Annotated in this window: 19 protein-coding genes and 1 pseudogene; 9 read left to right on the top strand and 11 right to left on the bottom strand. The window is 67.1% G+C overall.

Annotation, left to right across the window (positions count from 1 at the left end; all coding sequences use genetic code 11):
• A pseudogene (locus A5771_RS03355) lies at nt 1–585 on the top strand (HNH endonuclease signature motif containing protein); the annotation flags it as partial.
• Between the two features lie 15 nt (nt 586–600).
• Here A5771_RS03355 and coaD read toward each other — a convergent pair.
• The 6 genes from coaD to A5771_RS03385 form a co-directional block, all read right to left on the bottom strand.
• Nucleotides 601–1077 carry a pantetheine-phosphate adenylyltransferase gene (gene coaD / locus A5771_RS03360; protein WP_064853789.1) on the bottom strand — a complete coding sequence of 159 codons (477 nt, stop codon included), beginning with the start codon at nt 1075–1077 and terminating at the stop codon, nt 601–603.
• Nucleotides 1078–1088: 11 nt separating this feature from the next.
• Entirely contained in the window at nt 1089–1655 is a 567-nt protein-coding gene (rsmD, locus tag A5771_RS03365) for a 16S rRNA (guanine(966)-N(2))-methyltransferase RsmD (RefSeq protein WP_064853790.1), read from the bottom strand.
• Nucleotides 1652–5035 (bottom strand): pyruvate carboxylase, encoded by a 3384-nt coding sequence (locus A5771_RS03370; RefSeq protein WP_064853791.1) that lies wholly within the window; start codon nt 5033–5035, stop codon nt 1652–1654. Before A5771_RS03370 ends, rsmD begins: the two co-directional genes overlap by 4 nt.
• 10 nt (nt 5036–5045) lie before the next feature.
• Nucleotides 5046–5651 carry a vitamin K epoxide reductase family protein gene (locus A5771_RS03375; RefSeq protein ID WP_234782929.1) on the bottom strand — a complete coding sequence of 202 codons (606 nt, stop codon included), beginning with the start codon at nt 5649–5651 and terminating at the stop codon, nt 5046–5048.
• Between the two features lie 2 nt (nt 5652–5653).
• The gene (locus A5771_RS03380; RefSeq protein ID WP_064853793.1) at nt 5654–6406 is read right to left on the bottom strand and encodes a DsbA family protein; all 753 of its coding nucleotides are present in this window, start codon (nt 6404–6406) and stop codon (nt 5654–5656) included.
• A gap of 65 nt (nt 6407–6471) precedes the next feature.
• Nucleotides 6472–7587, bottom strand: coding sequence for an alpha/beta hydrolase (locus A5771_RS03385; RefSeq protein ID WP_064853794.1), 1116 nt, complete (start codon nt 7585–7587; stop codon nt 6472–6474).
• Between A5771_RS03385 and A5771_RS03390 the strand changes: the two genes are divergently transcribed.
• Nucleotides 7586–8431: an aldo/keto reductase gene (locus A5771_RS03390; RefSeq protein WP_064853795.1), complete on the top strand. Its 846-nt coding sequence runs from the start codon at nt 7586–7588 to the stop codon at nt 8429–8431. The genes A5771_RS03385 and A5771_RS03390 overlap by 2 nt on opposite strands.
• A 1-nt stretch (nt 8432) precedes the next feature.
• The gene (locus A5771_RS03395; protein WP_064853796.1) at nt 8433–9272 is read left to right on the top strand and encodes an aldo/keto reductase; all 840 of its coding nucleotides are present in this window, start codon (nt 8433–8435) and stop codon (nt 9270–9272) included.
• A gap of 15 nt (nt 9273–9287) precedes the next feature.
• Here the strand turns inward: A5771_RS03395 and A5771_RS03400 are convergent, their stop codons facing one another.
• The 3 genes from A5771_RS03400 to A5771_RS03410 are packed head-to-tail and all read right to left on the bottom strand — an operon-like array spanning nt 9288 to nt 13869.
• Nucleotides 9288–10001: an HNH endonuclease family protein gene (locus A5771_RS03400; protein WP_064853797.1), complete on the bottom strand. Its 714-nt coding sequence runs from the start codon at nt 9999–10001 to the stop codon at nt 9288–9290.
• The gene (recG, locus tag A5771_RS03405) at nt 9998–12220 is read right to left on the bottom strand and encodes an ATP-dependent DNA helicase RecG (RefSeq protein ID WP_064853798.1); all 2223 of its coding nucleotides are present in this window, start codon (nt 12218–12220) and stop codon (nt 9998–10000) included. Before recG ends, A5771_RS03400 begins: the two co-directional genes overlap by 4 nt.
• A gap of 2 nt (nt 12221–12222) precedes the next feature.
• Nucleotides 12223–13869 carry a DAK2 domain-containing protein gene (locus A5771_RS03410; protein WP_064853803.1) on the bottom strand — a complete coding sequence of 549 codons (1647 nt, stop codon included), beginning with the start codon at nt 13867–13869 and terminating at the stop codon, nt 12223–12225.
• 184 nt (nt 13870–14053) lie between these two features.
• Between A5771_RS03410 and rpmB the strand changes: the two genes are divergently transcribed.
• Nucleotides 14054–14245: a 50S ribosomal protein L28 gene (gene rpmB / locus A5771_RS03415; protein ID WP_019735921.1), complete on the top strand. Its 192-nt coding sequence runs from the start codon at nt 14054–14056 to the stop codon at nt 14243–14245.
• 17 nt (nt 14246–14262) lie between these two features.
• Here the strand turns inward: rpmB and A5771_RS03420 are convergent, their stop codons facing one another.
• Nucleotides 14263–15276 carry an AraC family transcriptional regulator gene (locus A5771_RS03420; protein ID WP_064853804.1) on the bottom strand — a complete coding sequence of 338 codons (1014 nt, stop codon included), beginning with the start codon at nt 15274–15276 and terminating at the stop codon, nt 14263–14265.
• 91 nt (nt 15277–15367) lie between these two features.
• Here A5771_RS03420 and A5771_RS03425 point away from each other — a divergent pair, with 91 nt between their 5' ends.
• The 5 genes from A5771_RS03425 (at nt 15368) to A5771_RS03445 (ending at nt 22413) form a co-directional block, all read left to right on the top strand.
• Entirely contained in the window at nt 15368–16567 is a 1200-nt protein-coding gene (locus A5771_RS03425; RefSeq protein ID WP_428844381.1) for an alpha/beta hydrolase, read from the top strand.
• On the top strand, nt 16564–17976 hold the full coding sequence (locus A5771_RS03430) for a WS/DGAT/MGAT family O-acyltransferase (protein ID WP_064853799.1): 1413 nt from the start codon (nt 16564–16566) through the stop codon (nt 17974–17976). Before A5771_RS03425 ends, A5771_RS03430 begins: the two co-directional genes overlap by 4 nt.
• Entirely contained in the window at nt 17973–19355 is a 1383-nt protein-coding gene (locus A5771_RS03435) for a wax ester/triacylglycerol synthase family O-acyltransferase (RefSeq protein WP_064853800.1), read from the top strand. Before A5771_RS03430 ends, A5771_RS03435 begins: the two co-directional genes overlap by 4 nt.
• Before the next feature lie 83 nt (nt 19356–19438).
• A complete protein-coding gene (locus A5771_RS03440; RefSeq protein WP_064853801.1) occupies nt 19439–20974 on the top strand; it encodes an acyl-CoA synthetase in 1536 nt (511 codons plus the stop codon).
• 65 nt (nt 20975–21039) lie between these two features.
• Nucleotides 21040–22413, top strand: coding sequence for a DUF1254 domain-containing protein (locus A5771_RS03445; protein ID WP_064853802.1), 1374 nt, complete (start codon nt 21040–21042; stop codon nt 22411–22413).
• Nucleotides 22414–22438: 25 nt separating this feature from the next.
• Here A5771_RS03445 and A5771_RS23750 read toward each other — a convergent pair.
• A partial coding sequence (locus tag A5771_RS23750; protein ID WP_131808888.1) for a hypothetical protein occupies nt 22439–22517 on the bottom strand: 79 nt, incomplete at its 5' end.

A 22517-nucleotide genomic window follows, 5' to 3' on the forward strand; every position in this document is an offset into this window, starting at 1 on the left:
CCCCCCAAAGCCCCGCCCGCGCTGCTGCTGGGCGGCCCGCTGATCCCGGCACCGATGCTGGCCGAACTGATCGCCGCCGGCGCCACCATCAAACCGGTGCGACACCCCGGACCCGATAGTGCCCCCGAACCGAAGTACCGGCCCTCGACCGCGCTCGATGAGTTTGTGCGCTGCCGGGACATGACGTGTCGGTGGCCCGGCTGTGACCGGCCGGCTGAGTTCTGCGACCTCGACCATGCCATCGCCTATGCCCTCGGCGGCCCGACACATCCGTCAAACCTGCGTTGCCTATGCCGAAAACACCACTTAATCAAGACGTTTCACGGTTGGCGCGACCGGCAACACGCCGACGGGACCATCGACTGGCTCAGTCCGACCGGCCAGACCTACACCACCCACCCCGGTAGCCGGCTGTTGTTCCCCGCCCTCTGCGAACCGACCGGCCGCCTACCCGCACCGACTGGCCGACAATCGGATTCGGCCGGCCGAACCCTGATGATGCCCACCCGACGACGGACCCGGGCCCAAAACCGCGCCCGGGCCATCGCCGCCGAACGCGCCCTCAACACCAAACCGCCGTCCTGACTCCGGCGGTAACGGCTAGCGCCCCAGCTTCTCCGCCATTCGCCGGTTCACCGGCTCGGGCAGCAGATCGGAGACGTCGCCGCCCATCGACGCCACCTCCTTGGCCAACGACGACGACACGAACGAATACCGCGGCGTGGTCGCCACGAAAAACGTGTCCACCCCGGCGATGTGCTTATTCATCTGGGCCATCTGCAGCTCGTACTCGAAGTCGGTACCGGTGCGCAGGCCCTTGACGATCGCGGTCAGCCCCCGCTCGCGGACGAAGTCGACCACCAGCCCCCGGCCCGACTCCGCGCGCACATTGGGCAGGTGCGCGGTGGCCTCGGCGATCATCTCGAGGCGCTCCTCCAGGCTGAACATGCCCTTCTTGGCCGGGTTGATCAGCACCGCGGCCACCACCTCATCGAACTGCGCTGCCGCGCGCTCCAGGATGTCGACGTGCCCCAGCGTCACCGGGTCGAACGAACCAGGGCATAACGCACCGCTCATGGCTCATGACGCTAGCAGTCCTCGCCGGACCATTCGGCCAGCTCCAGCCGGGTGTCGCCGTAGCGGCGATCCGGCCAGACCTGCCAGCCGTCCGGCCACTGCGTCGCAGGACTCGAGGCCGCTCGCTCGATCACCACGACGGTGCCCGGCCCGGCCCAGCCGCGGTCGGCCAGCAGCTCCGGAAGCGCGTCGATGTCGGCGGCGGCGATCTCGTAGGGCGGATCGGCCAGCACCAGATCCACCGGCCGATCAGTGCCGGCGGTCAGCACCGAGGCCACCGTGCCGCGCCGCAGCGTCGCACCGGACAACCCCAAAGCAGCGATGTTGGCGGCCAGCACCTCGGCGGCGCGACGGTCCGATTCGACGAACAGCGCCGTGGCCGCGCCCCGCGACAGCGCCTCCAAGCCCAGGGCGCCCGACCCCGCATACAGATCCAGCACCGCCATCCCGGTCAGGTCCACCCGGGCGTCGAGCACGTTGAACAGTGCCTCGCGTACCCGGTCGGTGGTCGGCCGGGTGCCGCGCGGCGGCACGACGATACGCCGCCCGCCTGCGGTGCCGCCGACGATCCGGGTCAGTTCAGCACCACCAGCAGGTCGCCGCCTTCGACCTGGGCGGTCTCGGCAACGGCCACCCGGGCCACGGTTCCCTCCGCCGGTGCGGTGATGGCGGCCTCCATCTTCATCGCCTCGATGGTGGCGACGGTCTGTCCCGCGCTGATGTGATCGCCCTCTGAGACGCCGATCGTGACGACGCCGGCAAACGGCGCCGCGACGTGGCCGGGCTTGGTGCGGTCGGCTTTTTCGGCCACCGGTGCCTGGCTGGCCACACTGCGATCACGCACTTCGATCGGCCGCAGCTGGCCGTTGATGATGCACATCACGGTGCGCATGCCGCGTTCGTCGGGTTCGGAGATGGCTTCTAGCCCGATCAGCAGTTCCACACCGCGTTCGAGGCGGACCCGGTGCTCCTCGCCTTGGCGCAATCCGTAGAAGTACTGGTTGGCCGAGAGCTGTGAGGTATCGCCGTAAAGCTCCCGGTGTTCCTCGAACTCCTTGGTGGGCCCGGGAAACAGCAGCCGGTTTAACGTGGCTTGGCGCTTGGTCCCGGCCAGCGCTAACCCGGCCTCGTCCTCGGCGGACAGCTGCTGCACCTCGCGCGCCGGTTCGCGGCCCGCCAACGCCTTGGTGCGCAACGGTTCCGGCCATCCGCCGGCCGGCTCCCCCAGCTCCCCGCGCAGGAAACCGATCACCGAGTCGGGAATATCCACCCGTGCGGGGTCGGCCGCGAACTCCTCGGCGGTGATCCCGGCGCCGACCAGAGCCAGCGCCAGATCACCGACCACCTTCGAGCTCGGGGTGACCTTGATCAGCCGGCCCAGCACCGCATCGGCTCCGGCGTAGTTGGCTTCGATGTCCTCGAACCGGTCGGCCAGCCCCAGCGCCTTGGCCTGCTGGTGCAGATTGGACAGCTGACCGCCGGGGATCTCGTGGCGATACACCCGACCCGTGGGCCCGGCCAGGCCGGATTCGAACGGCGCGTAGACCTTTCGGACCCCTTCCCAGTAGGGCTCCAGGTCGCACACCGCCGACAAGGACAAGCCGGTGTCGAAGCCGGTGTTGGCCGCGGCGGCCACGATCGAGCTCAGCGCGGGCTGGCTGGTGGTCCCGGCCAGCGGTGCGGCTGCCCCGTCGACGGCGTCGGCACCGGCGTGCCAGGCCGCCTCGTAGGTGGCCAGCTGCCCACCCGGGGTGTCGTGGGTGTGGACGTGGATCGGCAGGTCGAAGCGGCTCCGCAACGCACCGACCAGCGTGGTGGCCGCCGCGGGCCGCAGCAGCCCGGCCATGTCCTTGATCGCCAGCACGTGCGCGCCCGCGTCGACGATCTGCTCGGCCAGGCCCAGGTAGTAGTCCAGGGTGTAGAGGTTCTCGGCGGGATCGGTGAGATCACCGGTGTAGCACATGGCGACTTCAGCCACCGCAGAACCGGTTTCGCGCACCGCGTCGATCGCCGGGCGCATCGAGTCGACATTGTTGAGCGCGTCGAAGATCCGGAAGATATCGATACCGGTAGCGGTCGCCTCTGCCACGAACGCCGAGCACACCGATTCCGGATAGGGGGTGTAGCCGACGGTGTTGCGGCCCCGAAGCAGCATCTGCAGGCAGATGTTGGGCAGCGACTCACGCAGCACCGCCAGCCGCTCCCACGGGTCCTCCTTCAAAAAGCGCAGCGCCACATCGTAAGTGGCCCCGCCCCAGCACTCCATCGACAACAGCTGCGGGGTGGTGCGGGCGATGTAGGGGGCCACGTTGAGCAGGCCCTTGGTACGCAGCCGGGTGGCCAACAGCGACTGGTGCGCATCCCGAAACGTCGTCTCGGTAACAGCAACCGCCGGCGATTCGCGCAGCCAGCGGGCGAAACCCTCCGGCCCCAACGTCATCAGCCGCTGTTTAGAACCCGGCGGCGGCGTGCTCGACAGGTCGATCTCGGGCAGCTTGTCGCGCGGGTACACCGCCGACGGACGCGCACCGTGCGGCTGGTTGACGGTGACATCAGCCAAATAGGTCAAGATCTTGGTGCCCCGGTCTGCCGAGGCGTGCGAGGTCAGCAGCTGCGGGCGCTCATCGATGAACGACGTGGTGACGCGCCCGGCCCGAAAGTCAGGATCATCGAGCACCGCCTGCAAAAACGGGATGTTCGTCGACACACCCCGGATGCGGAACTCCGCGATCGCCCGGCGCGCCCGGTTCACCGCAGTCGGGAAATCCCGGCCCCGGCAGGTCAGCTTGACCAGCATGGAGTCGAAGTGCGGGCTGACCTCCGCGCCCAGGTTGGTGCCACCGTCCAGCCGGATACCAGCACCGCCGGGACTACGGTAGGCGGTGATCCGGCCGGTGTCAGGCCGAAACCCGTTGGCCGGATCCTCGGTGGTGATCCGGCACTGCAGCGCCGCGCCGTGCAAAACGATGTCGTCTTGGCGCAAGCCCAGATCCTCCAGCGACGCCCCGGCGGCGACCCGCAGCTGGGCCGACACCAGATCCACGTCGGTGATCTCCTCGGTCACGGTGTGCTCCACCTGGATCCGCGGATTCATCTCGATGAACACGTAGTGGCCACGCTCGTCGAGCAGGAACTCCACCGTTCCCGCGCAGCTGTAGCCGATGTGCCGCGCGAACGCGACGGCATCGGCGCAGATCTTCTCCCGCAACACCGGGTCCAGGTGGGGGGCGGGCGCCAACTCCACGACCTTCTGATGCCGCCGCTGCACGCTGCAGTCGCGCTCGAACAGGTGCACGACGTTGCCGTGGGTGTCGGCCAGGATCTGCACCTCGATGTGGCGCGGGTTGATCACCGCCTGTTCCAGATACACCGTCGCGTCGCCGAACGCCGATTCGGCTTCCCGGCTGGCGGCCTCGATCGCCTCGGCCAACCCGTCGACGTCGGCGACCCGGCGCATCCCGCGGCCACCGCCGCCTGCGACCGCCTTGACGAACAAGGGAAACGACATATCGGCTGCCGCGGAAACCAATTCCTCTACCGAGCGCGACGGCTGCGACGCCGCCAGCACCGGCAGCCCGGCCTCCCGCGCTGCGGCCACCGCATGTGCCTTGTTGCCGGCCAGCGCGAGCACGGCCGCGCTCGGTCCAACGAAAGTAATGCCCTCATCCGCACAGGCCTGCGCCAATCGCGGGTTCTCCGATAAGAAGCCGTACCCGGGGTAGACCGCGTCCGCGCCGCACCGCTTAGCGGTAGCCACGATGCCCTCCACCGACAAGTAACCACGCACCGGATGACCCTCTTCGCCGATCTGATAGGACTCGTCGGCTTTGAGCCGGTGCACCGAATTACGGTCCTCGTAGGCATAGACCGCGACCGTGTCGATCCCGAGCTCATAGGCGGCACGAAACGCGCGGATCGCGATCTCTCCGCGGTTGGCGACCAGCACTTTGGAGATCACAGGGCACTCCTTAAGTCAGCGTCAACCAGTAATCCTGAAAGCGCAGGAATACCAACAGAAATACCGCGATAAACCATAACGCCGCAAACGTCCACCGCCACCGGTGCAAAAGCCCCGATATTCCGCGACCCTCATCCGACGCGATTGCTGCGAATATCACCAGCAGCACCATCGTGACGGCCCACACCACCATGCAGTACGGGCACAGCGCGCCGATCCGGTACAGACTCTGGAAGATCAGCCAGTGCACGAAGCCCGCACCCACCAGGGTGCCGACCGCCATACCAGCCCAATACCACCGCGGCAGAGGCACTTTGGCCACCGCCAGCACACCGGTGACCACCACCACGGTGAACGCCACGATGCCCATCAGCGGGTTGGGGAAACCCAGGACCGAGGCCTGGGGGGTGCCCATCACCGGCCCGCAGGACAGCACCGGGTTCAGGTTGCACGACGGGACATACGACGCATCGGTGAGCAGCCGGATCTTCTCGACGGTCAGGGTGACCGAGGCGGCCAGCCCGATGACTCCGGCGATCAACACCGCCCAGGCCCGCGGGGCGCCCGGCGCCCGGGGGGCCGGCGTTGCGGCTGGATCGACCGCCGGAGCCGCGATGCTCACGACTGGGTGGCCGGGACGTCCATACCGGGCACGTCACCGACGATCTCCCGAATCTTCGCGACGAGGGCGTCCGGGGTCGAGGGACGGTAGTCCTCGCCGTTGATGCGCAGTGTGGGGGTGGCGTGGATTCCGGCGGCGGAGGCCATGCCGCTCACCATCTTGAGGTACTTGCCGCTGTTGATGCACCCCGGAACGCTGCCGGCCGCACCGGCTTGCCGGGCCAGCTCGATCAGGCGCTTGTTGTCGGGGAAGTCGGTCCCGATCTCCGAGGGCTGCAACTCGTCGGTGTAGAGCGCGGTGTGGAACCGGCGGAAGGCGTCGATGCTCTCGTCGGCGACACAGTAGGCCGCGGCACCGGCCCGCGAGGAGTAGTTGTCGTTCTGCGCGCGATCCAGGATCGCGACCATGTGGTAGTCGGCGGCGATCGCCCCGCTGTCGATCAGCCGGGACACCGTGGGCCCCAGCGCGCGCTCGAGGTTGCCGCAAGCCGGGCAGAGGAAGTCCTCATAGAACGACAGCACGGCCTTCGGCTCGTCGTTGTCGTCTTTGACCAGCTTGCTCGAGGTCACCCGGATCGCCTCGCCGGCGCCCGCGCCCTTTTTGTCGCTGTTGGACATCACGATGTAGCCGATGAGTCCCACCGCGAAGAGCACCACGATCGCGACGAGCCCGATCTGCATGGCGAGGTTGCGTTTGTGATCGGCGGCCCTCAAGCCGGAGGCGCCGGGGCGTTTGGGTTTGCTGGCCACAGTCGGTTGGTCCTCGTGTTCGGTGGTCGGTTTGCGGTTCAGCGTACCGGCGCGAGTTGGCGGCCTCAGCCGCGGCTGAGGTGGGCCCGCAGCGCCGAGATCAACGCGGTGGTCGCGGTGGCGCTGCCGCCGCCGAGGGGGAACAGGTTGATGAAACCGTGCGTCAGCGACCGCATCCGGCGCAGGTCGACGACAACCCCGGCGTCGCGCAGCGCCATGGCGAACTGTTCGCCTTCGTCGTGCAGCGGGTCGAACCCGGCGATTACGATCAGCGCCGGCCCCACGCCGGATAAGTCCGCAGCCCGCAACGGCGACACCCGCGGGTCGCTCGGGTCCAGCGGTGAGCGGCCCACATACTGGGCGGTGAACCAGTCCACGTCGTGCTTGGTCAGCAGGTAGCCGTCGCCGTAGAGCGTGCGCGAGCGGGTCTGGGCCGCCACGTCGGTCACCGGGTAGAGCAGCCACTGCAGGACTGGCGCCGGCCCGCCGTCATCGCGGGCCAGCAGCGCTACCGCGGCGGCCAGATTGCCGCCGGCACTGTCCCCGCCCACGGCCACGCACCCGGGTATCCCGCCGAGCTCCGCTGCGTGCGCATGGGCCCATCGGAACGCGGCGTAGGCGTCGTCGACCGCGGCCGGCGCCGGGTGCTCGGGGGCCAGCCGGTAGTCGACGGACAGCACCACCACCTCGGCGTCACGACACGTCAGCCGGCAGATCGCGTCGTGGGTGTCCAAGTCACCGATCACGAATCCGCCGCCGTGATAGAAGACCAGCATCGGGTGGGCCGCGTCATCGGGGCTACCGGCCGGCCGGTAGTGCCGGGCGGCGATGTCACCGGCCGGGCCGGGCAGTGCGATGTCGCGGACATCGCAACCCTGGATGTCGGTGCCGCCGAGCCCCGTGGTCAGCTCACGCAACTGGGTTCGGGAGGCGGCCGCGTCCTCGGCGACGACGAGGCCGTTGATGCCCAGGGCGCGCTGCCCGGCCAACGCCAAGCGCAAGGTGGGGTCCAAAGTGTTGCCATCGATGGTCACCGACCGTCCACCGGTCATCAGCCGCTGCACCCCGATCGGCAGCATCGGGGTCACCTTCATGCCCACGGCGAAGGCGGTGTTCTGCAGCTGTTCGGCCCACCGCGCCGCCGCCCCGGAGGCGGGTCCGCCTGGCAGACTTCGTGTCATGGCTGTTCGAAGTAACTTGCGCTCGGTCACGCTCAACGACGGTAATTCCATCCCCTCGGTCGGTTTCGGGGTTTACAAGATTTCGCCCGCCGACACCGAGCAGGCGGTGCGCACCGCCTTGGCGGCCGGGTACCGCCACATCGACACCGCGGCGCTGTACGGCAATGAGCGCGAGGTCGCCCGTGCGGTGGCGGCGTCCGGACTGCCGCGCGATGAGGTCTACGTCGTCACCAAGCTGTGGAACGCCGACCAGGGATACGATTCGACGCTGGTCGCGTTCGAAAAAAGCATGGACCGGCTCGGTCTGGACACCCTGGACCTGTACCTGATTCATTGGCCGCTTCCGGCGCGCGGCAAATTCGTCGAGAGCTTCCGGGCGCTGGCCCACCTGCGGGATCAGGGGCGGATCCGTTCGATCGGGGTGAGCAACTTCGCCCCCGAACATCTCGAGATGCTGATCGACGGGACCGGCATCGTGCCCGTCGTCAACCAGGTCGAGCTGCACCCCCGGTTCAGCCAGGCCGCACTGCGCGAAGTGCACGCCCGCCTGGGCATTGCCACCGAGGCGTGGGCGCCGCTGGGTCGCGGTTCGCTGCTGGAGCACCCGACGGTCGTCAAGGTCGCACAGCGTTACGGCAAGACTCCGGCGCAGGTGCTGATCCGGTGGCACATTCAGCTCGGTAATATCGTGATTCCGAAATCGGTCCACCCTGAGCGCATCGTCAGCAATTTCGAAGTCTTCGACTTCGAACTCGGCACGGCCGAGATGACCGCGATATCCTCGCTCGACGACGGCGCCCGACTGGGACCCGATCCACGCACATTCGACTACACAGGTAGGTGAGATGACGCCGGGCACTTCGATCCCCTCCATCGCGCTCAACGACGGCCACAGCATGCCGACTCTGGGCATCGGGGTCGCCGAGCTGTCGGACGCCGAGACCGAGCGCGCGGTCTCGGCCGCACTCGAGCTGGGCTGCCGGTTGATCGACACCGCCAAGGTGTACGGCAACGAGGCCGCGGTGGGCCGGGCGATCGCCGCGTCCGGCATCGCCCGCGACGAGTTGTTCGTCACCACCAAGCTGGCCAACGCCGACCAGGGGCTCACGGCAGCCATCGAGGCCTGCCATGCCAGCGTGGAGCGACTCGGGCTGGACTATGTGGATCTGTACCTGATCCACTGGCCGGCCCCGCCGCTGGGCATGTACGTCGACAGCTTCGGCGGGCTGATCCAGGCCCGGGAACAGGGGCTGACCCGGTCGATCGGGGTGTGCAACTTCACCGAGGAGCACCTCAACGACGTCATCGATCTGGCTTTCGAGACGCCGGCGGTCAACCAGATCGAGCTGCACCCCCTGCTCAACCAGGCCGAGCTGCGGGCCTTGCACGCCGAGCGGGGCATCGTCACGCAGGCCTACAGTCCGCTGGCGGTAGGCCGCCTCCTCGACCACCCGGCGGTGACGGAGATCGCAGGTGAGTACGGCAAGACCCCCGCCCAGGTGCTGATCCGGTGGAGCCTGCAGCTGGGCAACGTGGTCATCCCGCGATCGGCCAACCCCGAGCGCATCGCGAGCAACCTCGACGTCTTCGGCTTCGAGCTGGCCGCCGAGCACATGGACACTCTCAACGGGCTCAACGACGGCACCCGGGTGCGCGAGGACCCGCTGACCTACACCGGCCTGTAAGCCGTCATCACCGTTCTATCCGGCCGGGCAGGTGGCCGCGGCCCGGCGCAGCACGTCGGCCGACGGCTGGTCGAGTCGCAGCGCATATCCCCGCAGGACGGCAATGTAGGCGACGGCGTACTGGCAGGCGAATGATTTATTCGGCGGCATCCACTGCCCCGGCCCGGCATCACCCTTGTCCTGGTTGGGCTGCCCGGCGACCGCCAGCAGGTTGGCCGGGTCGTTGGCGAACCGCAGCCGCTGGCGGTATGGCCAGCCCGACGCGCCCATGTCCCAGGCGTAGGCCAGCGGCACGACGTGGTCGATCTGCACCGCCTCACCGATCTTGGCGCCGCGGGTGAAGGCGACGACGGCGTTGGTGTACGGGTCGTGCAGGACGCCGGTGGCCACCGCCTGCGCGCAGCGCTTGGTCGACACGTGGGTGATGTCGACCAGATCCCGGTTGAGGATGTCGTTGCGGGTGTCACACCCGTTGTGGCCGCCAGGCGCGTCGTTGTCGTCATCCCAGGCGTCGCCGAACACCGACCGGCGATAGTCATGGCGATGGGTGCGTGCCGCAACCACCGTGATTCCGGCCAGCACATCGGTGCCGGGCGCCACGGTGGGCAGGCCGGACCGGGCGGCGAGGTCGCGGCTGCGATTTCCGGCCGCCGACACGGTCTGGAAGGCGACGACGACGGCCAGCAGCGCCACCACGGCCAGCCACAGCAGGGTCTTGCGGTTGGTCATGACTTGTCCAGATAGTCGATGTCGGTGAAGGGCTCGGCCAGCCGCCCCAGACCGGGATCGGACGGGTCGGCAGCCCAGGCCCGGACGCAGTAGTCGCGGGCGAATTCGATCAGCTCGCCGTGATCGGCCAACGACAGCAGTTTCAGGCCCCCGCTCCAGCCGGACTGATCGCGGCCCAACACATCTCCCTCGCCGCGCTCGCGCAGGTCCAAGTCGGCCAGTGCGAACCCGTCCAGAGTGCCGGCGACGGCCGCCAAACGCTTACCGGCTTTGGTGTTCGGGCCGCTCGAGGTCACCAGCAGGCAGAGGCTGGCGTGCTCACCGCGGCCGATCCGGCCGCGCAGCTGGTGCAGCTGGCTGATGCCGAACCAGTCGGCGTCGGCGATCAGCATCACGGTGGCGTTGGGCACGTCGACTCCGACTTCGATGACCGTGGTGCAGATCAGCACATCCACCGTCCCGGTGCGGAAGGCCGCCATCACCGCGTCCTTCTCGTCCGCGGTGAGCCGCCCGTGCATCAGGCCCAGCCGCAACCCGGACAGCGGCCCGGACCGCAGCTGATCGAACAGTCCCACCGCGGTCGCCGACGTTCGGTTGTTCTCCTGGCCGGGCTTGCCGCCCTCGTCGGACTCGTCGATGCGCGGTGCCACCACATAGGCCTGCCGGCCGGCGGCCACCTCCTCGCGGATCCGCGCGAAAGCCCGCTCCAGCCAGGCCGGTTTCTCCTTGACGAAGATCACCGAGCTGGCGATCGGCTGGCGGCCGCGGGGCAGCTCCCGCAGCGTGGAGGTCTCCAGATCGCCGTAGACGGTGAGCGCCACAGTGCGCGGGATCGGGGTGGCGGTCATCACCAGCAGGTGCGGGGTGAAGCCGTCGGGGGCCTTGGCGCGCAACCGGTCCCGCTGCTCGACGCCGAAACGGTGCTGTTCGTCGACGACCACCATGCCCAGGTTGTCGAATTCGACCGCGTCGACCAGCAGGGCGTGCGTGCCGACGACGATGCCGGCCCGGCCGGCGGCGATCTCGGCGCGGGCCTGCTTTTTGGCGGCCGCCGACATCGAACCGGTGAGCAGCGCCACCGCGGTGGCATTGTCGGATCCGCCCAGCTGGCCCGCCATGGCCAGCGGTCCGAGCATGTCGCGGATGGAGCGGACATGTTGGGCGGCAAGAACTTCGGTGGGCGCCAGCAGCGCGCACTGATAGCCGGCATCGACCAGCTGCAGCATCGCCAGCAGCGCCAGGATCGTCTTGCCGGAGCCGACCTCGCCCTGCAGCAGCCGGTTCATCGGACGGCTGGCGGCCAGCTCGGCTTCGAGCACGCCAAGTACCTCGCGTTGGCCGGCCGTCAATTCGAACGGCAACCGGCCCAACAGTTCTGCGACCATCCCGTCATCGCGGCGCGGGGCCGGCGGGCCGGATTCGGACAGTTCGCCGTGCCGGCGCATCGCCAGCGCCCACTGCAGGCCGAAGGCCTCGTCGACGGCGAGTCGATCACGGGCGCGGTCCCGTTCGGCGGCGTTCTCCGACAGGTGGATCGCCCGCAACGCTTCGTCTTCGCCGAGCAGACCGCGCTCGCTGCGCACCGCAGCCGGCAGCGGGTCGGGAACCGGATCGAGCACCGCGAGCACCTGCCGCACACAGGCGAAGATGTCCCAGCTCTGCAGTTTGGCGGTCGCGGGATAGATCGGATAGCAGGCTCGCTCAAACTCCGACTGCAGCACCTCGCCGCTGATCTTCAGCGAGGCGTCGGCGATGTTGCGCAGCGAGTCACTGCCGAAGTTGTCCGTGCCCGGGGCGTCGAGGATGAGGAAGTCGGGGTGGGTCAGTTGCAGTTTGCGGTTGAAGTAGCCGACCTCACCGGACAGCATCACCCGAGTACCCGGCCTGAGTTTGTACTTCAGGCCGCGCGCATTGAAGAACGTGGCACTCACCTTGTTCCGGCCGGCACCGAGGGTGATCACCAGGTATTCGTTGGGGCGCCGGCCCGGCTGTTTTTTCATCGGTCGGGACACGGCGGTCGCGATGGTGTCGACCAGGGTGATGTGTTCGCCCTCGATCGCCTGGGTGTCGTCGAGACCGCGCTTCGTCGCACCTTCGACGTAGCTGCGCGGGTAGTGCCGCAGCAGGTCGCCGACGATGCGGATGCCGAACGCCTCGTCGAGTTTTCCGGCGGCGTCGGAGCCGACGATGTAATCCAACCGGTCGGCCAGCGTGACCATCGCTACTCGACCCCGATCAGCAGTGCGTCGCCGCGGTGCCCGGTGAGGTAGGTCGCCAGTTCGATTCCCGGATGCCGATCGTGCACATGTCCGGCCAGCACGTCGACGACCTCGGCGCCCAGACCGGCCCCGAACAGCACCGTGACCAGTTCACCGCCGGCCACCAGCAGCAGGTCGATCAGGCCGATCGCTGCCGCGCCGATGTCGCCGGCCACGATCAGCACCTCGTCACCGGCGATGCCCAGCCCATCCCCGGGCCGGCAAGTGCCGGCCCAGGTCAGCGCCTGCTCGGTGGCGACCCGCACCGAACCGTGCCGGGTGGTGCCCGCCGCCCGCGCCATGGTGTAGCCGTCGTCGACCACCGGCCGGCCCGGATCGTGTACCGCCAGCGCAGACAGCCCCTGCACCATCGACCCGGTCGGGACCGGCACCACGTCGATGCCCCAGCCGATCGCCGCCGTGCACCCGGCGACCAGCTCCTCGGCCGCGACGTAGCCGTTGGGCAGCAGCATCACCTGGGCCGCACCGGTGTCCACCACCGCGCGCAGCAGCTGCTGGGCGGTGACGATCGTGGCCGGGTCGGCGCTGTGCGGGTCTGGCCGCAGCACGCAGGCGCCCTCGGAGACGAAGAGCTCCTGGGCACCCTCCCCGTCGACGACGGCCAACACCGCGCGCTCGCGGGCCCAGCTGCCCGGTGGCAGGCCGGTCGCCCCGGCCAGCGCCGAGATCTGGATGCGCCGCGGCCGGCCGAACGCCAGGCCCGCCTCTACCGCGGCACCGGCGTCGTCGGTGTGCACGTGCACCGAATAGCCGCCGACCACCCCAGATGTCGCGATCGCCACCGAATCGCCGAGCTGGGCAAGCCGCTCACGTAAAGGATCGGTGTCTTCGGGGGCGCACTCGCCGAGCAGGTACATCACCTCGAACTGTGGCGACGGTTGCTCGGTGACCGCGTCGGGCGGGCGTGGCCGCGGGGACGGCTGGTAGACCGGCCGGACCGGCGCCTGGCCGGTGATCGTCGACCGCAGCGCGTCGAGCAGCACCAGCAGGCCGCGGCCGCCGGCGTCGACCACGCCGGCCTGCGCGAGCACGTCGAGCTGCTCGGTGGTCTGCTCGAGTGCGGCGGCCGCGGCGTCGGTGGCGGCAGTGATCGCCGCGCCCAGCCCGACGCCCTGGGCCACGCATCGCTCGACGGCCGCCGCGGCGGCCTGCAGCACCGAGACGATGGTGCCGGGCACCTCTCGGCCGCCCATCGAGGTGATCACCAGCTCGACTCCGTGCCGCAGGCCGGCGCCCAAAAGCGCGGCATCGACATCGGTGACCGTGGCGGCGCCGTCGGCGCCGGTCACATCCGCCAGGCCGCGCAGGATCTGGGACAGGATGACCCCGGAGTTGCCGCGGGCCCCGTGCAGCGCGCCCGACGACAGCGCGGCCGCGACCCGGGCCACCTCACCGGAGGCGGCCTCGGTGTTGGCCTCGGCCAGCGCCGAACGCATGGTGAACAGCATGTTGGTGCCGGTGTCGGAATCGGCGACCGGGAAGACGTTGAGCTGGTTGATCTCGTCGGTGTGGGTGATCAGATCGCCGACAGCGGTGTGCGCCCAGTCCCGCAAGGTGGCCGCATCCAGCCGACGATCGGGGTTGCCCACCTGCACCCACCTTCCTGCCGCCACCTCCGGTGGCTGCAAGCCTAACCACTGCGCGCGACAGCACCGCTCACGCTGCGTCGGGCCGTTTTGGTGGTTGCCCGGCCGGGCGGGTATTCTGATCAGGTTGTCGGGCCACCCGCTCAGGTCGTTGGCCCTCAAGCAGACGTTTTGAGGAGTGTCACATATGGCTGCCGTGTGCGATATCTGCGGAAAGGGCCCCGGCTTCGGCAAGTCGGTGTCCCACTCGCACCGTCGGACCAGCCGTCGGTGGGACCCGAACATTCAGACCGTGCACGCCGCCCGTCCCGGCGGCAACAAGCAGCGCCTGAACGCCTGCACCTCGTGCATCAAGGCCGGCAAGGTCGCCCGCGGCTAAAGGACCGCTGGGCCCGTTCATTCCGGAACCTGCGACCCCGACCAGGCTTCGCGGTAGGCGCTGGGCGTCATGTCGAACCAGCGTCTGCAGGAACGGGTGAGCACACTTTGTTCGGAATAGCCCAGTTGCCGGCAGAGCTGACTGAGACTGAGTTCCGTCTCGAGCAACAGGCGTTTGGCAACGTCGCATCGTGTTTCGTCGACCAGCTCGGCATAGGTGATTCCCTCCGCGGCTAGACGACGTCGCATCGTCTTGGGATGGATACCGAACTGGCGAGCGAGTAGGTCCGCACTGAGCCGTGACGTGGGGAGAAGTTGGCGGACGATGCTGCGTGCCGCGTCGACGAGGTCACTGCCGCGCCGGCTGGTGCTGGACAAATACTCCACCGCAAGTTGATGCGCCAACGGGTCGTAGTTCAGCGGGCGCCGCAAGTCACTCATGCGCACCGTGAATCCTGCTATCGGCTCGTTGAAACGCGGCGGGCAGCCGAAGTAGGCGAAGTAGTCGACTTTGGTGCCTAGCGGCGAGTGCGGAAGATGCACCGAAACGGGCCGGTACTCAGCGCCCAGGAACAACCTTAGGACCCGCAGCGCGACGCCGAGGGCCAACTCGATCGCTTGGTCCTGCGGGGGCGGCGGGTGCAGGAGGAAATCGAATTCAAACCGCCCCAGATCCTCACCTCCCCCGCTTCTGACGCGAGCCGCGATGCCGGGACTGTACGCGCACATGTACGTGTCGAGAATCGTGAACGCCTCCGCCACCGTGGCAGCGGTGCGCGCCGCGACGCCAACCGGCCCGAGGATGTCGATGCTTTGACGCGTTGCCACCTGGCGGCCGAAGTCAACCACCTCAAGCTCGGCTGCCGCGCCCTGAACCGCCGCGATGGCATTGCGCAACGGAATGAATCGATCACGCCGGCCGACATCGTCCGGGTCCAAGTTGGCCGCTGTCAACAGCGTTGCCGGATCGGCTCCGTGGGAGATGGCGAGCGGCGAAAAGCCCACCAGGCACGACCCGCGGATCAACTGCATGTCCATGAGAGTCAAGAACTTGTCCAGATATGTCAAGACGCCAGAGTGCCTCAATGGCGAAGATGAAACGGACTCGGGCGAAGGGATGGCAGTGCGGGAAGCGACGGCAGCGGCCGACGGCGGTCGCCCTCAGCCACGAAGGCGATTGCGCACCAGCGCGGTCGACCGCGTGATGGCGGTGAGCGACTCGCTCACGTCGGTGCCCGCCATCGGCAAGCACCTTGCCCCGATCGGCGCATTGACCGCAGCCGGCATGTGGATCGGCGGGCGCGCACCCGGCATCGCCTCCGCAGCCCTCAAGACGATGTTTCCGGGCAGCCGCGCGATAAGTGATGAGCAGCGCACACCGAGCGTCGCCGAACTCTGCGGACAAGCCCTGCACGGCATCGTTCCGACAGAGCGTCTCAATATCGACTGGCCACCGTCGCAGCGCCTCGCTCCGATGCTGAGCTATCTGCGCGACCGACGTCGCCATCTGTACCGGGCCCGCGTGAGCTACGGCGATGCGCCTGAGCAGGTTCTGGATATCTGGCGACGGCGCGATCTTCCGACCACGCCGGCGCCGACCCTGGTGTTCGTTCCCGGCGGCGGGTGGGTCCACGGCCGCCGAGCGCTTCAGGGCAACGCACTTCTGAGCCACCTGGCCGAACGAGGTTGGGTGTGCCTATCGATCGACTACCGCGTGGCCCCCCGCCACCCCTGGCCGCAACACCTCAACGATGTGAGGGCCGCCGTCGCGTGGGCACGTGCCAACGCCGACGGCTTCGGTGGTGACGCCGCCTTCCTCGCGATCGCGGGCGCATCTGCCGGTGGCCACCTGGCGGCCGTGGCCGGCCTCACCGCCGATGACCCGGTGGCTGCGGTCGTCGGTATCTACGGACGCTACGACTGGGAGGACCGTTCGACTCCGGAACGGAAGAGGTTCATGAGCTTCATCGAGCGGGTCGTCGTCAAGAAGAGCTACGACGGTAACCGCGAACTGTTCCGGTCGGCATCGCCGATCGCCTTGGCTGGTCCGCATGCGCCGGCGTTCCTGGTGGTACACGGCACCGCAGACACGATCATCCCGGTAGCCCAGGCGGTCGCGTTCGCCGACCGGCTGCGCGCGACTTCACGTGCCGCCGTGGGCTACCTGGAGTTACCCGGTGCACACCATGGGTTCGATATGACCGACGGCACGCGAACTCCCCTTGTCGTGACGGCGATCGGCCTCTTCCTCGACGAGGTCTATCGGTCCCAGACTCTGCGATCCGGCACTGACGTCGAGAACACCGTGCGGAGGCAATCATGAAACGACTCAACGGCGTTGACTCTTTCATGCTGCGGATGGAGACGTCGAAGGCGTACATGCACACCTTCAAGATCGCGATCATCGATCCGTCCACCGATCCCGACGGCTGGTCCTTCGACAAGTTTCGCGCCGAGGCGGCACGCCGGATTCATCTGATCCCCGTGCTGCGCTGGAGGTACCTCGACGCCCCGCTCGGGCTGAATCACCCTTACTGGGTCGAGGATCCCGACTTCCAACTCGACTACCACATCCGCCGCGTTGCCTGTCCTCCGCCGGCTGACCATAAGAACTTGTGCGCGTTCATGGCGGACATCTATGCCTACCAGCTCGACCGCGACCGGCCGTTGTGGATGATGTGGGTGGTCGAGGGCCTTGCGGACGGCACCGTGGCCTGCGTGATGCTGGTGCACCACGCCTATGTCGATGGCGTCGGCGCCTCCTGGCTGATGCAGCGGTTCTATCAACCGCAGCCCGGGATCACGGGCGACGATCCCCCGGCGTACGCCCCTCCGCCACTGCCGTCCCGGCTGACTCGCCTGGGCTGGGCATTGCGCGATTTCCCCGAGGTCGCGATCGGCAACATGCCGAAGGTGGCCGTCGGCATGTGGCGCAGGTTCGCCCTGGAACGCAAACGCAAGTCCGCTGGGTTGCCAGCCCACCCGGCTGCCGGACAGATGAAGCAGACTCCATTGAACGTCAACCTCAGCGCCGGCCGCACGTTCGTCTGCGACAGCGTCCCGCTCGCAGACTTCGTCGCGGTAAGCAAAGCGCTCGGCGTCACGATCAACGATGTGTTCAGCAGCTGCGCGGCGGGCGCGGTTCGACGTCTGTTGGTCGACCTGGACTACGACCCGGACAGCCATCCGCTGATCGGCGCCACCCCGTTCGCCGGAGAACGACCGACCGGGATGGAGGGCCTGGGCAACTTCGCTACCCAGGACTTCTGCTGGCTGCGCAGCGACGTCGCCGACCCGCTGCGGCGTCTTGCGGCCAGCCACCAGGCGAACGTCGAGATGAAGGAGCACCTTAGCCAGGTCAAGGACGCCGGAGCGGACATCAGCGCGCTGCTGCAGGTCGTCCCGCCCTGGGGAATCACGCTGATCCGCAAGGCGATACACCGCCGGGGCGGCAGCTTCGGCTTCCTCGGCAACCTGGTGCTGTCGAACGTGCCCGGCCCGAAGGAGCCGCTGTACCTCGATCGCTGGAAGCTCGACAAGTGGTTCTCCACCGGCCAGCTCGTCGATGGGACCGCACTTAACATCACGATGTGGAGCTACAACGGGCAGGCCAATATCTGCATACTGACCGACCGACAGATTCTGCAGGACGGCTGGCAGCTGTACGGATACTTCATCGACGAGCTGCACGCCCTTCTCGCCGTCGCTGACACCGAGGCGGTCGTTCATTGATCGGCCCGCTGGACCTGTCGTTCCTGTTGTTGGAGAAGCCCAACCGGCCGTTTCACATGGCAGCCATGGTGATCGTCGAAAAGCCGAAGGGCCAGGAAACCACGTTCGGTCCACGACTGTTCGACGCCTATCGACACAGCGAGGCGGTCGCACCGTTCAATCACAAACTCAGATGGCTCGGCACTGATGTCGCGACGTGGGAAACCGTCGAACCGGACATGCGGGCCCACGTCTGGAGGATCAACCTTCCGGCGCCGGGCACCATGGCGCAGTTCTACGAAATGGTGTCCTTCCTCAACGTCGGTCTGCTCGATCGCAGTCGTCCGCTCTGGGAGTGCTACATCATCGACGGCCTCGAGCACAACCGGCTCGCGATCATGATCAAAGTGCATCATGCGCTCATCGACGGTGAGGGCGGCCTTCGGGTGATGCGCAATTTCCTGAGCGATTCGCGCCACGACCAGCGGCTGCTCGCGCCCTGGATGGAGCCGGAGAACAGCGCCAAGCCACGGCGCATACGCCCCGATGTTTCGCAGACCGAGCGGCTGCGCACCATGATGCGGGGGTTGACCAAGCTACCCGGACATCTCGCCGGCATTGCCACCGATGTCCTCGACTTCGGCGAGCAATCGCTCAACCTGAAGCCGCGCATGGCGTCGATGCCGTTCACAGCCCGGCGAACACAGTTCAACAACACCGCGAAATCGGCTTCGCGCGGCTACGCCGATACCGGGCTGCCGCTGGACGACGTCAAAGCTGTGGCTACCGCGACCAACACCTCGCTCAACGACGTCGTCATGACCATCATCGATGAAGCGCTGCACCACTACCTCCGGGAACTCCGGACACCAGCGAAGGCCCCGTTGGTGGCGTTCATGCCCATGTCGCTGCGCGACGAATCCGGCGGAGCGGGCGGAAATCAGGTGAGCGCCGAGCTGATCGCCCTGGGTCCACCACAGGCGAGCATCGTCGAACGGCTGCGACAGATCAACGCGATGACTAAGAAAGCCAAGGACAAAGGCCGTCACATGCAGACGACATCGCGTCAGGTCTATGCGCTGGTACTGGCCGGCAGCATGGCTATGGCCGACGCAGTGCCGGGGTTGGGGAATGCGCCGAGCGCCAACCTGGTGATCTCGAACATGAAGGGTCCGGCCGAACAACTGTATTTGGCCGGCGCGCCCGTGGTCGCCTTTTTGGGTCTGCCCATTCTGCCGCCCGGCGCCGGGCTGAACATCACCTTCGCCAGCATGAACAAGGCCCTCACCATTGCGATCGGCGCCGCCCCGGAAGCCGTCCGCGAGCCCCTGCGGTTGGCACGACTCATCGACGAGGCATTCCAGCGACTTCAAGCCGGAACCGGTACCGCGGCGAGTTGACCGGCGGTTCAGCGAAGCTCGCCGAAGGCGAGGCGAAGCTGGGACCGCCGCATGAACACGCTAAATCTCATACGGAGGTCTTTATGAAGAACATCGGCGCCATGCTCCGCCAGCGCGCGGTCGTCACCCCCGCACTCGAGGCGTACGTCGAGCCGTCGTCGGCGGTGCGGTTGAACTACTCACAGCTGAACGAGCTGGCCAACCGCTGCGCCCATGCGCTGATTTCACTCGGGGTGGGCAAAGGCGATCGGGTGGCGCTGTTGATGCCCAACAGTGTCGAGTTCTGCGGTCTGTTCTACGGCGCCGCCAAAATCGGTGCGGTCGTGGTGCCCCTCAACACCCGCCTTGCGGCAGCGGAGCTGGAATTCATCGTGTCGAACAGCGGCTGTACCGCGTTGTTCTACGGCGAAGAGTTCACGGCGGTCGCCGACGCCGTCCAGGCCGGCAATAGCCATCCCTGCCCAATCACCGAGTGGATACCGGTAATCGGCGAGTCCGGTTCGCTGTGCACACGCATCGAAGCGGCCGCGGCGGACGAGCCGGACGTCGACTGCGGCGGATCGGACAACCTGTTCATCATGTATACCTCGGGGACCACGGGAAACCCGAAAGGTGTAGTGCATACTCATGACTCGGTGCAATCGGCGGCCACGTCGTGGTCATTGACCATCGATGTTCGCATGGAAGACCGCGTGCTGCTGCCACTGCCGATGTTTCATGTGGCGGCACTGACAACGGTCATCTTCTCCGCCATGCGCGGCGTCACGCTGATCTCGATGCCCCAGTTCGATCCGACGACCATATGGTCGCTGATCGTCCAAGAGCGAGTGTCCATCGGCGGTGCGGTGCCGGCGATCCTGAACTTCATGCGGCAGGTGCCCGAGTTCGCCGAACTCGACGCGCCGCACTTCCGCTTTTTCATCACCGGCGGGGCACCGATGCCCGAGCCCCTGATCAAGATGTATGCCGACAAGAACATTCAAGTGGTCCAGGGCTATGCACTCACCGAATCGTGTGGTGGCGGAACCCTGCTGCTCGGCGAGGACGCCTTACGCAAGGTCGGCTCGGCGGGGCGCTCCTGCATGTTCGCCGATGTTCGAGTCCGCGGCGACGACGGAATCATCCGGCCACACGGGGAAGGCGAGGTCGTGATCCGGTCCGATTTCTTACTCAAGGAGTATTGGAACCTTCCCGACGCCACCCGCGGCGCCTTCGATCACGGCTGGTTCCGCACCGGCGACGTCGGCGAGATTGACGACGAGGGTTACCTCTATATCAAGGATCGCTTGAAGGACATGGTCATCTCCGGGGGTGAGAACATCTACCCGGCGGAGATCGAAAGTGTGGTGATCGGGATACCCGGTGTCAGTGAAGTAGCGGTGATCGGCCTCCCCGACGAGAAATGGGGAGAGGTCGCCTGCGCGATCGTCGTCGGTGACCACAATGAACTCAGCGAGCAACACATCATCGAGATGTGTGGTGCCCGGCTGGCCCGCTTCAAAGTTCCCAAGAAAGTCATCTTCGCCGACGCTATTCCGCGCACCCCGACCGGCAAGATACTCAAGCGGGTGCTGCGCGAGGAGTACGTTTCGGTGACCGACAGTTCAAGCGAAGGGTAGCGGTGCGGAAATCTGGTGCGTGGTGTCGTTGGTTGAGCGTCGTCGTCGGGGCGTTGACGTTGACGATGTCTGGATGCGGGGGCACAACGCCGGAGTCCGGACCGGTCCCCATCAAGAATGAGGTGAGTGTGCAGCAGATCCGTGCGATCGCCGAGCAGGCGTACATCTACGGGTACCCCCTGGTCGACAACTACCGGATCCAATATTCGTATTTCGTCGATCAAGCCAACCCGCAATACAAGGGTGGCTGGAATGAAATCCATTCCGATGCACGGGTATACACCTCGTCCGACACCACGATCCAGACACCCAATTCCGACACCCCGTACTCAGCGTTGGGGGCGGATCTGCGGGCCGAGCCGCTCGTGCTGACGGTCCCACCGATCGAGGCGGACCGCTACTACTCGGTGCAGTTCGTCGACGCCTACACCTACAACTTCGCCTATGTGGGTACGCGCACCACCGGCAACGGTGGCGGCAGGTACCTGCTGGCCGGTCCGTACTGGCGAGGCACCAAGCCCGACGGCGTCGATGAGGTGCTGCATTCGGACACCGACTTCGTACTGGCGCTGTATCGCACACAGCTGTTCGGTCCCGACGATATCGACAACGTCAAAGCGATCCAGGCCGGCTACACCCTGCAGCCGTTGTCCGCATTCCTCAAAAAACCGGCCGCTGCCGCGCCGGCCGTCGACTTCATCAAACCGATCTCGGCGGAAGCACAGAAGAGCTCGCTGAAGTTCTTTGAGATCCTCAGTTTCGTTTTGCGGTATGCGCCGGTGCTGGACTCGGAGAAGGATTTGCGGGCCACGTTCGCGTCCGTCGGCATCGGCCCTGACGGAGGCTTCGACGCCGAGAGCCTGAGTCCCCCGCAGCGGCAGGCGTTTCAGGATGGCATCACCGACGCCTGGAAGCAGTTCGACGGGTTGCAAGCCAAAATCACCGCCGGCTCTGTCAGTTCCGGCGACCTGTTCGGGACACGGGAGATGCTGGCCGAAAACTACCTATACCGGATGGCCGGCGCGGTCAACGGGATCTACGGCAATACCAAGGCCGAGGCGATGTATCCGTTCCTGGCCACCGATGCCGCCGGAGCGCCACTGGATGGAGCCAATACCTACACCTATCGATTTGCTCCCGGCCAGCTGCCGCCGGTGCACGCGTTCTGGTCCCTGACGATGTACCGGATGCCACAGAGCCTGCTGGTAGCCAATCCGATCAACCGGTACCTGATCAATTCACCGATGCTCCCCCAGCTGGCCAAAGACCCCGACGGCGGATACACCATCTATATCCAGCAGCACTCACCCGGACCGGAGAAGGAATCCAACTGGCTACCGGCGCCGGCAGGTCCCTTCCGGATCATCGAGCGACTGTATTGGCCCGACGAAGCCGCCCTCAACGGCACCTGGCAACCATCGAAGCCTGACAAGACCTAGGCTCCGCTCGGGGGGCGTGTGGCTCCTAGCGCAGCAGGTGGCGGCTCATGACGACGCGCTGGATCTGGTTGGTGCCCTCGTAGATCTGGGTGATCTTGGCGTCG

The organism is Mycolicibacter sinensis, assembly GCF_001667375.1.
GTDB lineage: Bacteria > Actinomycetota > Actinomycetes > Mycobacteriales > Mycobacteriaceae > Mycobacterium > Mycobacterium sinense_A.